This window comes from Streptomyces sp. ERV7, assembly GCF_001653515.1.
In the GTDB taxonomy this organism is placed as follows: domain Bacteria; phylum Actinomycetota; class Actinomycetes; order Streptomycetales; family Streptomycetaceae; genus Streptomyces.
Map to the genome: position 1 here is coordinate 1 of NZ_LYOY01000005.1, position 14,395 is coordinate 14,395.

A 14,395-nucleotide genomic window follows, 5' to 3' on the forward strand; every position below is an offset into this window, starting at 1 on the left:
GTGGTGGTGGAGCGCACGGACGGCGAGCCGCTCTTCTTCGAGCACGACGGGGACCTGCTGTGCACCGGCTCGGCCCGCTACACCCTGGACGTGGTCCCGCGCGCGCTGCCGGTGCTCGCCCCGTAGACGTCCGGCTCCGCGGGCTCGGGCAGCCCGCGCGCCAGCCACCACGCGAGGGCGCACAGCGCGATCAGCGGGGCGAGCGCCACGCCGAGTCCCGCCGCCTCGCCGAGTGCGCCGATCCCCGGCGAGACCACTCCCCCGACGCTCACCGCGAGCCCCAGCGTGACCCCGCTCGCGGTGCCGACCCGGCTCGGCAGGAAGTCCTGCCCGAGGGTCACATGGAGGGAGAACGGCACGTACAGCACGGCCGCCGCCAGCGCGGCGAACACGAACAGCGCGGGCCCGGGCACCAGCACCACGCCCGCCACGGCCGGGACGGAGGCGGCGTACGCGGTCCGTACCGTAGGGACCCGGCCCCAGCGCACCGCGAGCCGTCCCCCGGCGACGGTCCCGGCGGCCCCGCCCGCGAAGAGGGTGAACAGCGCCGCCGACCCGGTCGCGGGGCCGCCGCCGACGCGCTCCTGCGCGTACAGGCCGATGAAGGCGCTCAGGCCGACGAAGACCACGGAGCGGCACACCACGATCGCCGACAGCCGCAGGAACACCGGCCAGTTGTCCGGCGCGGCGGACCGGGCGGCGGCGGCCTGCCCGACCGCCGCCCGCCGCGCGAGGACCCGCACCGCCGACGCCGTACCCAGCACCCCGGCCACCGCGGGCACCACCAGCCACGGCGTCGCGCCCAGCCCCCCGGCCGTGAGCACCGGCCCGACGGCGACCGGTGCGAGCGCGAAGCCGAGGGTGCCGCCCAGCGAGTACCACCCCATGGCGACATGGCTGCCCCGGCCGGCGGCGCGGGCGAGCCGCGCGGACTCCGGGTGGTAGGCGGCGACGCCGATCCCGGCGAGCGCGACCGCCAGCCAGGTCAGGACGTACGAGCCGCCGAGCCCGGACAGCGCGATGCCCACGCCCGCGCAGAGGCTGCTCACCGGGATCAGCCACGGCATCGTCCAGCGGTCGGTGAGTATCCCGAACACGGGCTGGACGACCGAGGAGAGCAGGGTCGCGGCGAGCACGATGCCGGACGCGGCCGTGTAGCCGTAGCCGCGTTCGGCGACCAGGAAGGGGATCAGCGCGGGCACCGCCCCCTGGTAGAAGTCGACCGTGGCGTGGCCGAGGGCCATCACGGCTGTCGCGGACGGTCTTCTGGTGGAGCCGGTCGGCTGTGCTGTCGTCGTCACCCCTCGATCCTGCGAGAGCGGCCCGTCGGCGGGCTTCCGATAAAGTGCCGAGCTGTGCCGATATTCCGCCATGGTCCGCCGCACATCCCCACCACGACCCGGTTCCTCGCGCCGGGTACGGGGGTGCGGGCGCACCGGCACGAGGTGCACCAGGTCGTCTACGCGGGCCGGGGCGTCCTGTCGGTGACGACGGACGCGGGCAGCTGGGTCGCCCCGGCCACCCGGGCGATCTGGGTGCCGGCCGGGACGGAGCACGAGCACCGGGCGTACGGCGAGACGGACCTGCACACCGTCGGCGTTCCGGTGGACCGCGACCCGCTGGGTCTCGCGCGGCCCGCGGTGCTCGCGGTGGGGCCGCTGCTGCGCGAGCTGATCATCGCGTACAGCTCGCCGGGTCCGAAGGAGACGCCCGAGGCCCACCGGATGCTCGCGGTCGTCCTGGACCAGCTGCGGCATGCGCCGGAGCAGCCGCTGCACCTGCCCACCGCCCGCGATCCACGGCTCGCGGCGCTCTGCGCGATCCTGGACGGGGACCCGGCCGACCCCCGGCCGCTGGCGGCGCTCGGCGCGGCGGTGGGGGCGAGCGACCGCACGCTGGCGCGGCTGTTCCGCGCGGAGATGGGGATGACCTTCCCGCAGTGGCGCACCCAACTGCGGCTGCACCACGCGCTGGTGCTGCTCGCCGGGGACGCCACGGTGACCTCGGTGGCACGGCAGTGCGGGTGGTCGTCGACGAGCGCGTTCATCGATGTCTTCCGGCGGGCGTTCGGGCACACACCGGGAGCACGGCGGGCGGCGACCGGGTCAGGTTCGGGTCCGGGGACCGGGGCCGGTGTACCGCGCAGGTTTACCCCGGACCCAACGGACGGTTGACGCCGAGCACATGGGGCCCTTGCCACCATGTGCGGAGCGAGTGAAGGGAAAGGCCCGGCCGACGGGCCGTACGGGGCCGCGGGGAGACCGGGAGTCACGGGGGTGCCCCCGATCCCCCGCGGCCGGTCCCGTACGGCCGTCGCCCGCCGCCGTCGCCCCACCCACCCGATCGAAAGCAGTCATCGCGCGATCCGAACACGCCATTGCCCATCACTGCTCCGCAACGGCCGTCCGCCGTCGACGGATCGCGGGCATCATCGGCCCACCGACCGTCGTTGGGCCCGGAGGTGCGCGTGATACGGAAATTCCTCGCCAGGCCGAGGCGCCCCGCGAGCGGCGGCCCGACCCCGGCCGAGGCGGCGCTGTGCCGGGAGGCCGCCGAGTTCGTCCGGCTGCACCGCTCGGAGGAGCCCGGGCTCGGCAGGCCGGAGCGCCGCCTCGCGGAGATACGCGAGGAGATCCGCGGGACGGGGACGTACCGGCACACCGCCGAGGAGCTGGAGTTCGGCGCGCGGGTGGCGTGGCGCAACAGCAACCGCTGTATCGGCCGCCTCTACTGGCGCTCGCTGCGGGTGCGCGATCTGCGCCACCTCACCGACGCCGAGCCGATCGCCCGGGCGTGCGCCGAGCATCTGCGCCAGGCCGCCAACGGCGGCCGCATCCGCCCGCTGATCACCGTGTTCGCCCCGGACGCGCCCGGCCGCCCGGCGCCGCGCATCTGGAACGAGCAGCTCATCCGGTACGCGGGCTACCGCACCACCGACGGCCGGGTGCTGGGTGACCCGCGCAACGCCGGGCTCACCGATCTCGCGCTGCGGCTCGGCTGGCCGGGCGGGCCGCGTACCGCGTTCGACGTGCTGCCGCTGGTCGTCGAAGGCGTCGACGACAAGCCGCGCGTCTTCGAACTCCCCCAGGACGCGGTCCTCGAAGTGCCGCTCGACCACCCCGACGACGACTGGGGCCGCGAGTGGGGCCTGCGCTGGCACGCCGTACCCGCGATCTCCGGGATGTGTCTGGAGATCGGCGGGATCCACTACCCGGCCGCCCCGTTCAACGGCTGGTACATGGGGACCGAGATCGGCGCCCGCAACCTCGCCGACACCGACCGCTACGACCTGCTGCCCCGCGTCGCCGAGCGCCTCGGCCTGGACACCGGCGACGACCGCTCGCTGTGGAAGGACCGCGCTCTGGTCGAACTCAACCGGGCCGTGCTGCACTCCTTCGACCGGGCCGGGGTCACCATGGCCGACCACCACACCGAGTCCCGGCGCTTCGTCACGCATCTGGAGCGCGAGGAGCACAAGGGCCGCCCGGTACCCGCCGACTGGTCCTGGATCGTGCCCCCGATGTCCAGCGCCACCACCGAGGTCTTCCACCGCACCTACGACACGGCCGAGCTGAAGCCGGGGTTCGCCCATCATCCCGAGGCGACCGCCCGAGCGCGCGGCGAATCGATTCGGCGCACGTCGTGACGCGCACCCCCCGGGCCACTGGGGAGAGGGGGTACGTAGGCGGGAGCGGGGTCGCGGGCGTACCGCAGTGTCCCCTGGGAATCTGAGATGTTCTGGTACTTCTGTCTGCCGGGGCCCTCCGGCCATGGGCCCGAACCGCTTGATGTGCGCGCCCGTCCCGACCCCCGGCAGGGGGCGGTACCGCCCCGGGCGCGGTACGCGGCGGGCCGACAGGCCGGCCGTAGGGCAGGCGGGTGTGTCGGCAGTCCCGCTGCCAGACTGGCGTAATTGCACATGATGCGCAAGAGTGACGCACCGCAACGGTGTGACGGATCGTCAAATTGCCGATCCCCCAAGGGAGTTCGGCAGATTTGGAGAAGGGGCCGCTACAGCGCCGAGGAATCGTCCGCGACCGCGAGCCGTTGCAGTAGCTCACGCAGCACATCGCGCTCCGCCACCGACAGGGGCTGCAGGAACGATTCATGGATCTTGACCATCAGATCCCCGGCATCCCGCAAGCACACGGTGCCGCGGTCGGTCAGATAGAGCGCGAAGGTTCTGCGGTCGGCGCCGCGACGGCGCTCCAGGAGGTTCTTCCGCTCCAGGTCGTCGACGAGCCCGACGATGGTCGTCCGGTCGATACGCAGGGTCTGCCCGACCATCCGCTGGTTGATCCCGGGCTCGGAATCCACCACGTTCAGCACGCCGAACTGACGCAGCGTGATGTCCAGATGGGCCAGTGCCTGCTCGGCCTGCTCGGTGAAGCGCTGGCCGGCCTTGCGGAGAAGGAACCCGTGCCAGCCTTGCAACCCCGGGAACAACGGCTGTGTCCCACTGTTCGGTTCCCTCTTCGCCACCACTTTTTCGGTTCACCCTCCAGTGGTGACGGTCCATCATGAGGGCCGCGTAACAGGCCCCTTGACTCCCAAGTCACCGGTCGGCCATGCTCCCGATTCAACAGAGCACCTGATTGTCACTGTACCAGACAATCTATCTTGCTCAATTTGCGCGCCCTCACACATGCGCGCTCTTCATGACCGACGGGGGAACCATGGTCAGCGTCATCGAGTATTCAGATCCGGTCGAGCACTGCCCCGGCTACCTTGTGTACGACGCCACGGACTGCCGCCTCGCGGCGGGCGGGTGCCGTATGCAGGCAGGGCTCACCGCCGAAACCCTCCAGACCCTCGCGGGACGCATGACGCTCAAGCAGCGCGTGCTCGGGGTCAACGTCGACGGTGCCAAGTGCGGTATCGCCTACGACCCGAACGGTCCGCACCGCGCCGAGGTGCTGCGCCGGTTCGTCGCCTTCCTCTCCACCGAGCTGTCCACCCGCTTCAGCATGGGCTGCGACATGGGCACCCGGTTCGAGGAGCTCGACCGGATGGCCGCCGCGCTCGGCATCGGCTCCGCCAAGATCGCCGTCCGGCGGGCCCAGCGGCTCACCGACCGCGACTTCCGCGCCCGGATGGACCTGCTCAACACCCGCGTCGGTCTGCTCACCCTCGGCCAGCGCCGGGCGGGCCAGGCCCTCGCCCATTCCGCGCTCGCCGCCACCGCCCACACCGGCCGCCGCGACAGCCAGGTCAGCGTCGCCCTCCAGGGCTTCGGCAACCTGGGCCGGGCCGCGGCCCTCGCCCTGCTCGAAGCGGGCGTCCGGATCACGGTCGTGTCCGACGAGTACGGCTGCGCGGTCGACCCGCGCGGCCTCGACATCGCCCGCATGCTCACCCTCGACCAGCGCCGCCCGGTGCAGAGCCTGCTGGCCGAGCCGATGCGGCTGCCGCGCGAGGCCCTCTTCGAGCTGCCCGCCGACGTCCTCGTCCTCGCCGGCGGCGAGGACGCGGTCACACCCTCGCGCGCGGCGGTGCTCCCGGTGCCGATCGTCGCCGTGGGCGCCAACTGCGGGCTGAGCACCACCGCCGAGCAACTGCTCCTGGACCGCGGGGTCGTGGTCGTCCCCGACTTCATCGGCGGGATCGGCGGCTCGGCGTCGATGGAGGCGCTCTTCGGGCCGGCCACCACACCGACGGCGCCCGAGGTGCTCGACACCATCGGGGCGATGATGCGCGAGCTCGTCGGGGACATCCTCTGCGGAGCGCGCGACCGGCGGGTGAGCCCCCGTCAGGTGGCCACCGGTATCGCCGCGTCGGCGATCGTGGCGCCCGGCGAGAAGCCGTATGGCGCAAGTCCCTACCGCCCGGCCCGCCCCACGCCCCGGGGCAGCCGGGGGCGTTCCGTCCGTACCCCGCTGAAGTCCGAGAGGCGACCGTCATGACCACCGCACCCTCGCCGGAAACCCCGACCACCAGCCGGCCCCCGGCCGACGCCGAGTGCGCCCACTTACGCAGTCACATCACCGACTCGCGGTTCTACGGGCACCGGTACAGCACCCAGGCCAGCCACCGCATCTTCTGTGACCGATGTCGTTACCAACGATGGCTCGACGTCGAAGCGGCGCTCGCCCTGAGCCAGGGCGAGCTGGGCATCATCCCGGCGACGGCCGCCCGTATGATCGCGGACGCCGCCGACGTGGACCGGCTCGACCTGGCCGCCATCCAGGCCGAGATCCGCCGCACCAGCCACTCGCTCGTCGGCTTCCTGCGGGTCTTCCAGGCCTCCTGCGAGGGCGGCGCCGGCGAGTACGTGCACTACGGCGCCACCACCCAGGACATCCAGGACACCGCGCAGGTGCTCGAAATGCGGGACGTCCTGGACGAGATGGAGGCGCTGCTGCGGGGGCTCGCCGGGCAGCTGGCCGAGCTCGCCGAGGCCAACGGCGCCACCGTGGCGCTCGGCCGCACCCACGCCCAGCCCGCCCTGCCGATGGGCTTCGGCGTCAAGATCGCCAGCTGGCTGGACGAGATCGTCCGGCATCTGGAGCGCATCGGGCAGCTGCGGCCCCGGGTGCTCGCGGCGCAGCTCTTCGGCGGTGTCGGCACCATGGCCGGCTTCGGCGAGCAGGCGCTGCCGCTCCTGGACGCGTTCGCCGCCCGCCTCGGGCTCGCGGCCCCGGCCGTCGGCTGGCACGTGTCGCGGGACCGGATCGTGGAGTTCGTGTCCTGCCTGGCCATGGTCGCCGGGACGATGGGCCGGATCGGGGACGAGGTGCGCATCCTGTCCCGCCCCGAGTTCGGCGAGCTGGAGATCGGCTGGCGGCACGGCCAGGTCGGCAGCAGCACGATGCCGCACAAGCGCAACCCGGAGGCGTGCGAGCAGGCCGTCGTCATGGCCCGCCTCGCTGCCGCGCAGATGGCCAACGCGCTGGCCTGCATGGGCGGCGACCACGAGCGCGACTCCCGCTCCCTGCGCATCGAATGGGCCTGTGTGCCCGACGCCTCGCACTACGCGCTCTCGGCGTGCGAGATCGTCACGCACCTCGTCGGCGGCCTCGCGGTGCGGCCGGAGCGGCTGCGCACCAACGTCTCGGCGGTCGCCGAGCAGATCGCCACCGAGAAGCTGATGCTCGCGCTCGGCAAGCACATCGGGAAGCAGACCGCCCACGAGTACGTGTACGAACTCGTCCAGGCGGCGCGGGAGAACGGCTCCTCCATGCGCGAGGTGACCGGCCGCGACGGACTCGCGGGCGCGCCGCTGGACGCCGCCGCCCTCGACGAGATCTTCGACCCGGCGACCTATCTCGGCCAGTCCGAGGCCCTGACCGGCCGGGCGGTCGCCGGGGCCCGGGCGGCCCTGGCCCGGCCCGCGCACAAGGAAGGCGGCGACGCGCGATGAGCGCCGCGATCGCGACCGCCGAGCCCGACACCGGGGAGATATCCCGGGCCCGCGAGATCGTCTTCCCGCGTCCCCTGTACTCCAGTCTGGTCGCCCACGCGGTGCGGAAGTTCACCGGCCACTATCTGGCGGGCGAGACCGAGGAGCGCAAGGCGTTCGGGATGCTCGCGGGCCGCCCGGTGCCGGGCGGCATCCAGATCGGCTCCGTCTTCCCGCTCATCGTCAACCTCCGCCACGACAGCGGGCACCGCGCCCGGATGGACGAGGTGGTCGAGGAGCACGCCATCCCGTCCCAGACGCCGATGGACCAGCGTGGCTGGATCGCCGATCCCCGCGAGCTGATGGCCATCGACGACGCCTGCGACGACGCCGGCTGGGTGCTGTTCGGCAACTACCACACCCACCGGGTGCCCTGGCCGCACGATCCGCTGCGGGACACCTGCACCCATCTGGACCGGGTGCTGGCCGCCGAGTCGGGCCAGTGGACGTTCATCCTGTCCGTCGTCGATCTGCACCGCCCGGTCCTGCGGGCGTTCTTCGAGGGCGACAACGACCGCGAGGCGACCGTCCGCATCGTCCCGCCGCTGCCCGGGATGCGCACGGCCGGGGCCTGAACCGCCCCGGCCCGACCGCACCCCGTACCACTCCTTTCCTTCTCCCACTCGTGAAGAGGTTCGTCATGGATCGCACCCAGGCATACAACGACGTCATCCGCTTCCACGGCCACGAATGCCCCGGCGCCGCCTTCGGCGTCCGGGTCGCGGAGGCCGCGCTCACCGCCCTGGAGCTCAAGGACCCGGGCACGCCCCTGGTCCTGGTCTCCGAGACCGACGCCTGCGCGGTCGACGCGCTCCAGGTGCTCACCGGCTGTACGTACGGCAAGCGCAACCTGATCCACCAGGACGCGGGCCGCAATGTGTTCACCCTCTGGGAGCGCGACGGCTCCGCCGGGGTGCGGATACGGGCGAAGGCCGACAGCATCGTCTTCCGTACCGAGCAGATCTGGGCGCTGGCCGGCCGGATCGACGACGGCACCGCGACCCTGGAGGACCGGGCGGCCTTCGAGCGGCTGCAGGGCGAGCGGATCTCCGCGCTGCTGAGCGTGGCGGACGAGGAGATCCTGGCGGTCGAGAAGGTCGAGTCCGCCGCGCCGGGCGTCAAGCACCTGGCCCGCACCGACCTGTGCGTCGACTGCGGTGAACCCACCAGCGTGGAGACCCTGCACGACCACCGCGGCCGCATGGTCTGCCCGGCCTGCCACCTGGCCGCGCACGGCGGGGTCCTGCCCGAGGGGCACGGCGACCACGGGCACCACCCGCAGAGCCACAAGCACCACCACGAGCACAAGCACTGAACCGATGCCGACCGAGCGCGTACGTACGGAAGGGAGCCCCGCGACCGTGACAGTCTTCGTGATCGGCGCGGCCGGCGGGCTCGGACAGCTGGTGGTCCGTGCGCTGCGGGAGCGTGAGGTGGAGGTGGCCGTCCTGGCCCGGGACCCCGAGCGGGTCCCGGCCGGGCCGGGCGTGCGGGTGGTGGCCGGGGACCTCTCGGACCCGGCCGCGGTCAGGGCGGCCGCCGAGGGCTGCGCGAGCCTGTTCCTCTCGGCCGCCTGCGACGTCGAGTGCCAGAGCGCCGCGGTGGACGTCGCCGCAGACGTCGGCGCGCGGCTGGTGAAGATGTCGCCGTGGCAGGCGGCCGTACGGGAGGACAGCCCCGCGGCCGGCGCCCGCCACCACTGGATCACCGAGCGGTATCTGGCCAAACGGGACCTGCCGTACACGATCCTGTCCCCCAGCTACCCGATGCAGGAGCTGGTCCGGCACTACGCGCCCGAGGTGAAGCGGCACGGGGTGCTGGTCGACCCGGCGGGCGGGCGGGGCGTGAGCGTGGTCGACGAGCACGACGTGGCCGAGGCCGCGGCGCGGGTGCTCACCGAGCCGGGGCACGAGGGCCGCACCTACGCCCTCACCGGCCCGGCCGCGCCCACCTTCGCGGAGCTCGCGGAGCTGCTGGGCGGGCTGATGTCCGCACCGGTCTCGGCGAGCGAGCTCGCCGGGCCGGAGCTCGCGGCCTGGCTGGCCAGGGAGCACCGGCCGTGGGAGGCCGAACTCGACGCGCTCTTCGGGCAGTTCCGCGAGGGCGCGGGCGAGTCGGTGACCGAGGACGTGCGCCGGGTGACCGGGCACGATCCGCGTCCGGTCGCGGACTTCCTCAAGGCCCACCTCCACCACTTCCTGCCGGACCGGGGGGACTGAAGCGATGCCCGTGACCCCGCGCACCGCCGAACGGACCGTGGTCGCCGACGACTTCCTCGCCGCGGGCTTCGCCGCCCGCGCCACGGTGGCGGCCGGCCGGCTGCTGCTCGATCTGCGGATGCAGCACGAGGACGGCCTCGGGCCCGGCGGCGCCAAGATGGCGCAGCTCGGCCGCACCTGGTCGGGGCTGCTGCTGCGCAACCGGATCCGCGCCCGCTATCCGCGCGACGGGGTGCTGACGGGACCGGCCGACCGGTCGCCGGAGGCCCTGCGCAGACGCCGGGTGTGGCTGGTCGAGCCGCTGGACTCGGCCGAGGAGTTCCACGCGGACGGGGATCCGCACTGGTCGGTCCAGCTCGCCCTGTGGGAGCGGGAGCGGGGGGTGGTGGCCGCGGCCGTCGCGGTCCCCGCGCTGTGCGAGGTGGTGTGCACGGCGGACCGGGACGCGGGGTGGCGGCGGCCTTCGCCGGTGCCCCGGCAGCGGCCGCGGGTGGTGGTCGACACCCGCGACCCGGCCCCGTTCGCCCGGACGGTGGTGCGCCAGACCGGGGCCGAGCTGGTCCCGATGGGCTCGCCCGGCGCCAAGACGCTGGCGGTGATCCAGGGCGACGCCGACGCCTATATCCACACCTCGGGCGTCTGGGGCTGGGGCGACGCGGCACTGTTCCGGGTGGCCGAGGCGGCCGGGCTGCAAGTGACCCGGCTGGGTGCGCCGCAGGACGGGCGGCCCGGTCCGGCGGGCCCCGGCCGTCGTGCGCCCCTCGCGGTGATCTGCCGCCCGAGGCTCACCAGGACGCTGGTGAACGCCTTCGCCGGGCACGGCATCCGGCCGGTCGCGGCGATCCCGGACCCCCGGGCCCGTCCGGCCGCGGGGTGAGGCCGGGGGGCCGGGCCCGGCCCCCCGGCCGAACAGGGCGTCGCCTCCGCGCCGCCAGCTCCCCACTGGTGCGCGGACAGTCTTGACGCCCCTTCCCGCGCTCAACATACTGCCAACAATCAGCACCTCTGACAATCAGTCAACTGTTCTACGCCCGAAGCGTGTTGATACGCCGGGTCGCCGATCGCACCCAGAACGGACAGGACCGAACCGAGATGGCCGACGACTTCAGTTCCGTGTTCGAGCCCCCACTTGACCAACTGCCCGATATCGACGACCTTGTCCGCGCGACCATGGAGTGGCACTTCTCGCCGCTGACCGGCAGCCCGTACTGGGTCGAGCGCGCCAAGGGCTTCTCCTTCGACCCGCGCACCGACGTCCAGTCGCTCGCGGATCTTCGCCTGTTCGCCGATGTGCCGGTGGACTGGAGCCGGATCCCCGCCGACCAGCTCGTACCGCGCGCCAGTACGCCGGGCGTGCGGTACGGGATCTACGAGTCGGGCGGCGCCACCGGCGCGCCCAAGCGGATCGTGGACGCGACCTCGCGACGCCGCAACGTGCAGTGGCAGAGCATGCTCCTCGACGAGCAGGGGTTCCCCTCCGGCGAGGGCAACTGGCTCCACATCGGCCCCACCGGCCCGCATGTCATGGCCAAGAACATCACCGCCCTCTCCGAACTGCGCGGCATGCTCTGCTACTTCGTCGACCTCGACCCGCGCTGGGTGCGGCGCTGTGTCAGCGAGGGGCGCCAGAGCGAGTTCCGGCGGTACGTCGACCACATCCTCGACCAGGTCAGGGACGTCCTGCGCACCCAGGACATCCGCGGCATCTCCACCACCCCGCGCATCCTGGAGTCCATCGGCGCCCGCGAGGACGTGTACGCCCTGCTGCGCGAGAGCGTGCGCGGCATCATCTGGGGCGGCACCAGCATGGACGGCGAGACCCTGCGCCTGCTGGACGAGGAGATGTTCCCGCAGGCCAAGCTGGCCGGGGCGTACGGCAACACGATGATGGGCGTGGCCCCCCAGCGCACCCCCCGGCCCGGCGACGCGGCGCCGTGCGTCTTCCGCCCCTTCTATCCGTACACGGTGGTCGAACTCGTCGACCCCGCACAGCCCGACCGGATCGTCGCCGACGACGAGGACGGCCGGGTCGTCATCACCGTGCTCACCCGGGACTACTTCACCCCGCCGACCCTGGAGCGGGACCTGGCCACCCGCCGCGCCTCGGCCGACGGTTTCCGGGGCATCGAGCTCTCCGGGGTCCGCCCCTACGAGTCGGCGGGCACCTCCGTGGTCGAAGGGGTGTACTGATGGCCGAGGCCAAGGACCTCCACGAGATCCCGCTGATCCGGGCGGGCCTGCCCAGGGAGTCGGCCGAGCGCGTCGGCCTCGCGGGCGTCGACGGCACCCCGCTGGCGCTCGTCCACCTCGCCCCGCCGCTGCTCGCACGCCTGACCGTCGCGGACGCACGGGCCGGGGCCGAGCGGACGCCGGAGCCCGAACGCATCGCGGCGGCGGGCGAGCTCTTCGCGACCGCGACCCTCAACGGGCTGACCCCGCAGGCCTACTGCGAGCTCCAGTCCCGGGTCGCCGGGGTGCCCATCGCGGTGGCCCGGCACTCGCTGCGGGACGTCGCGGAGACCTTCGCCAACGTGGGGGCGAAGTTCCTGGCCGAGCGCCCGGCCGGCGCCTCGGCCGAGCCCGTGCCCGGGGAGATCTCCACGGTGTGGACGCGGCGCGGCGACGTGCTCGCCGTGATCGCGCCCAGCAACAACCCCGGTACGCACACCCAGTGGCTCACCGCGCTGGCGTGCGGGTACCGGCTGGTGGTGCGGCCGGGGACGCGGGATCCGTTCACCCCGGCCCGGATGATCGCCGCGCTGCTCGACGCGGGGGTCGCCCCGCACTACCTCTCGCTGCTGCCCGGCAGCCACGCCACCGGGGACGCCCTCGTCGAGGCCGCCGATCTGAGCCTGGTCTTCGGCGGGGACGCGGCGGCCCGGCGCTACGGCGAGGACCGCCGGGTGATCCTGCGCGGCCCGGGCCGCTCCAAGCTGCTGCACACCGGCGAGATCACCGAGCAGACCGTCGATGTGATCTGCCGCTCGGTCGGCTACGACGCGGGGATGCGCTGCACCAACGCGACGGCCGTGTTCACCGACGCCGACCCGGCGGCGCTGGCGGCGGCCGTGGCCGAGCGCCTGGCCCGGCTGACCCCGGCGCCGCCCCAGTCGCCCGACGCGCAGGTGCCGGTGCTGCCGCTGGCGGAGGCGCGGGCACTGCGGGAGCATCTGACGGGACGCCTCGAAGGGGCCGTCGACGTGGCCGCGCCGCTGTATCCCGAGGGGCCGGTGGCGGACCTCGGGGACGGGTCGGCCGCGCTGCGCCCCGCCGTACTGCTCTGCGACCGCCCGGACCACCCCGGCGCCCGGATCGAGCTCTCGTTCCCGTGCGTGTGGATCCTGCCGTGGCGGCGCGAGGAGGGCTTCGGCCCGCTGCGGGACACGCTCGCGCTCACCATCCTGGGCGGCGACGAGCCGCTGGCGCGCGAGGCACTGCGGGAGCGGTCGATCCGCAAGGTCCTGCTCGGCCCCATCCCCACGTACCAGGCGGGCCGGACCAGTCCGCACGACGGCTATCTCAGCCACGACCTGATGGAGGCCCGGGCCTTCGGCACCTCGGCCTGAACAGTCCCGGGGGCCACGACTGCGCCCCGCGACCCCGCCCTACCTCGTGCAACGACCCCTGGAGTGTGTGGAGATGACTCGAACCGTCCTGGTGACCGGTGGCGGCACCGGCATCGGCAAGGCGATAGCGGCCGCGTTCCTCGCCGACGGCGACCACGTCGTCATCAGCGGCCGCCGCGAGGACGTGCTGCTGCGGGCCGCCGAGGAGCTCGACGGCCAGGTGACGGCGCTGCCCTGCGACGTCACCGACCCCGAGCAGCTGGAGGGCTTCCGCGAGCGGCTGCCGGACGTGCTGCACGTCCTCGTCAACAACGCCGGCGGCAACCGGGAGTTCGACGCCCCGCCGCCCGGCGATCTGCGCACCCTCGCCGAACGCTGGCGCGCCAATCTGGAGGCGAATCTGATCGGTGCCGTGCTGACCACGGCCGCCGTCGACAAGCAGCTCGCCTCCGGCGGGGCCGTGGTGAACATCAGCTCCTTCGCGGCCGACCGGGGCGCGGGCTCGTACGGCGCCGCCAAGGCGGCCATGAACAGCTGGAACATCTTCGCCGCCCGCCAGCTCGGGCCGCGCGGGGTCACCTGCAACGTGGTCGCGCCCGGCTACGTCGACAAGACGGAGTTCTTCCGCGACCGCCGCTCGGAGCAGTTCCACGAGGCCCGGGTGGCGGAGACGATGCTGGGCCGGGCCGGACAGCCGCAGGACATGGCGGCGGTCGTACGGTTCCTGGCCTCGCCCGCCGCCCGGCACATCACCGGGCAGGTCCTGCGGGTCGACGGCGGCGTGATACCGACCCGCTGAACGGCGACCAGAACCGCGAAGCCGGTGCGGGCGGGCCATCCGGCAAGCCCGTACCGGCCCTCTACGATGAGGACATGAGCGCGAGCAAGCACCTTTCAGATGCGCACTCCCCGCACCCGCACACCACGGGCGAGGACGAGCGCCTGGACGTCGCGGTCTCCGTGCTGACGCTGCTCGCGGACCGCACCCGGCTCGCCCTGCTCAAGGAGCTCGGCGCGGGCGACGCCGATGTCACCACCCTCACCGAGGCCTGCGGGGCGGCCCGCCCGTCGGTCAGCCAGCACCTGGCCAAGCTGCGCCTGGCCGGTCTGGTGGCGACCCGCAAGGACGGCCGCCGGGTGGTCTACTCACTACGCCACGGCCATCTGCGCCGCCTGGTCGACGAGGCCCTGAACGTGGCCGACCACCAGCT

General features: G+C 73.5%; 14 protein-coding genes. 12 read left to right on the plus strand and 2 right to left on the minus strand.

The window, feature by feature from the left end:
- Positions 1-77: 77 nt before the first annotated feature.
- A complete protein-coding gene (locus A8W25_RS33270; protein WP_067156838.1) occupies positions 78-1,244 on the minus strand; it encodes an MFS transporter in 1,167 nt (388 codons plus the stop codon).
- Positions 1,245-1,355: 111 nt separating this feature from the next.
- On the opposite strand from A8W25_RS33270, the gene A8W25_RS33275 reads away from it, so the two are divergent.
- Entirely contained in the window at positions 1,356-2,174 is an 819-nt protein-coding gene (locus A8W25_RS33275) for an AraC family transcriptional regulator (protein ID WP_067156840.1), read from the plus strand.
- Positions 2,175-2,470: 296 nt separating this feature from the next.
- A complete protein-coding gene (locus A8W25_RS05440) occupies positions 2,471-3,646 on the plus strand; it encodes a nitric oxide synthase oxygenase (protein ID WP_420708407.1) in 1,176 nt (391 codons plus the stop codon).
- A gap of 365 nt (positions 3,647-4,011) precedes the next feature.
- On the opposite strand, the gene A8W25_RS05445 is transcribed toward A8W25_RS05440, so the two are convergent.
- Positions 4,012-4,485, minus strand: coding sequence for a MarR family winged helix-turn-helix transcriptional regulator (locus tag A8W25_RS05445; RefSeq protein ID WP_079125835.1), 474 nt, complete (start codon positions 4,483-4,485; stop codon positions 4,012-4,014).
- A 173-nt stretch (positions 4,486-4,658) separates the two neighbouring features.
- On the opposite strand from A8W25_RS05445, the gene A8W25_RS05450 reads away from it, so the two are divergent.
- From A8W25_RS05450 to A8W25_RS05495, 10 genes are all read left to right on the plus strand, one after another.
- Positions 4,659-5,903 carry a Glu/Leu/Phe/Val dehydrogenase gene (locus A8W25_RS05450; protein WP_199831671.1) on the plus strand — a complete coding sequence of 415 codons (1,245 nt, stop codon included), beginning with the start codon at positions 4,659-4,661 and terminating at the stop codon, positions 5,901-5,903.
- Positions 5,900-7,360: a class-II fumarase/aspartase family protein gene (locus tag A8W25_RS05455; protein ID WP_067156846.1), complete on the plus strand. Its 1,461-nt coding sequence runs from the start codon at positions 5,900-5,902 to the stop codon at positions 7,358-7,360. Before A8W25_RS05450 ends, A8W25_RS05455 begins: the two co-directional genes overlap by 4 nt.
- The gene (locus A8W25_RS05460; protein ID WP_067156848.1) at positions 7,357-7,974 is read left to right on the plus strand and encodes a hypothetical protein; all 618 of its coding nucleotides are present in this window, start codon (positions 7,357-7,359) and stop codon (positions 7,972-7,974) included. The genes A8W25_RS05455 and A8W25_RS05460 overlap by 4 nt, the downstream gene beginning before the upstream one ends.
- Positions 7,975-8,039: 65 nt before the next feature.
- Positions 8,040-8,714: an FmdE family protein gene (locus A8W25_RS05465; protein ID WP_067156850.1), complete on the plus strand. Its 675-nt coding sequence runs from the start codon at positions 8,040-8,042 to the stop codon at positions 8,712-8,714.
- Between the two features lie 46 nt (positions 8,715-8,760).
- Positions 8,761-9,618, plus strand: a complete 858-nt coding sequence (locus A8W25_RS05470) for an NAD(P)H-binding protein (protein ID WP_158942410.1) — start codon at positions 8,761-8,763, stop codon at positions 9,616-9,618.
- A gap of 4 nt (positions 9,619-9,622) precedes the next feature.
- A complete protein-coding gene (locus A8W25_RS05475) occupies positions 9,623-10,495 on the plus strand; it encodes an inositol monophosphatase family protein (RefSeq protein ID WP_067156854.1) in 873 nt (290 codons plus the stop codon).
- Positions 10,496-10,710: 215 nt separating this feature from the next.
- Positions 10,711-11,808, plus strand: coding sequence for a hypothetical protein (locus A8W25_RS05480; RefSeq protein WP_067156856.1), 1,098 nt, complete (start codon positions 10,711-10,713; stop codon positions 11,806-11,808).
- Positions 11,808-13,184: an aldehyde dehydrogenase family protein gene (locus tag A8W25_RS05485; RefSeq protein ID WP_067156860.1), complete on the plus strand. Its 1,377-nt coding sequence runs from the start codon at positions 11,808-11,810 to the stop codon at positions 13,182-13,184. Before A8W25_RS05480 ends, A8W25_RS05485 begins: the two co-directional genes overlap by 1 nt.
- Positions 13,185-13,257: 73 nt before the next feature.
- On the plus strand, positions 13,258-13,983 hold the full coding sequence (locus A8W25_RS05490) for an SDR family NAD(P)-dependent oxidoreductase (RefSeq protein ID WP_067156863.1): 726 nt from the start codon (positions 13,258-13,260) through the stop codon (positions 13,981-13,983).
- A gap of 74 nt (positions 13,984-14,057) precedes the next feature.
- Positions 14,058-14,395 (plus strand): ArsR/SmtB family transcription factor (locus A8W25_RS05495; protein ID WP_067156866.1); only part of this gene is annotated, 338 nt, incomplete at its 3' end.

What these genes read in the sequence shown, in the direction of transcription:
- A8W25_RS05450 (WP_199831671.1), top strand. Translation starts at nt 4,659, where the DNA reads ATGACCGACGGGGGAACCATGGTCAGCGTCATCGAGTATTCAGATCCG.
- A8W25_RS05485 (WP_067156860.1), top strand. Translation starts at nt 11,808, where the DNA reads ATGGCCGAGGCCAAGGACCTCCACGAGATCCCGCTGATCCGGGCGGGC.
- A8W25_RS33270 (WP_067156838.1), bottom strand. Translation starts at nt 1,244, where the DNA reads ATGGCCCTCGGCCACGCCACGGTCGACTTCTACCAGGGGGCGGTGCCC.
- A8W25_RS05475 (WP_067156854.1), top strand. Translation starts at nt 9,623, where the DNA reads ATGCCCGTGACCCCGCGCACCGCCGAACGGACCGTGGTCGCCGACGAC.
- A8W25_RS05490 (WP_067156863.1), top strand. Translation starts at nt 13,258, where the DNA reads ATGACTCGAACCGTCCTGGTGACCGGTGGCGGCACCGGCATCGGCAAG.
- A8W25_RS05455 (WP_067156846.1), top strand. Translation starts at nt 5,900, where the DNA reads ATGACCACCGCACCCTCGCCGGAAACCCCGACCACCAGCCGGCCCCCG.
- A8W25_RS05465 (WP_067156850.1), top strand. Translation starts at nt 8,040, where the DNA reads ATGGATCGCACCCAGGCATACAACGACGTCATCCGCTTCCACGGCCAC.
- A8W25_RS05460 (WP_067156848.1), top strand. Translation starts at nt 7,357, where the DNA reads ATGAGCGCCGCGATCGCGACCGCCGAGCCCGACACCGGGGAGATATCC.
- A8W25_RS05480 (WP_067156856.1), top strand. Translation starts at nt 10,711, where the DNA reads ATGGCCGACGACTTCAGTTCCGTGTTCGAGCCCCCACTTGACCAACTG.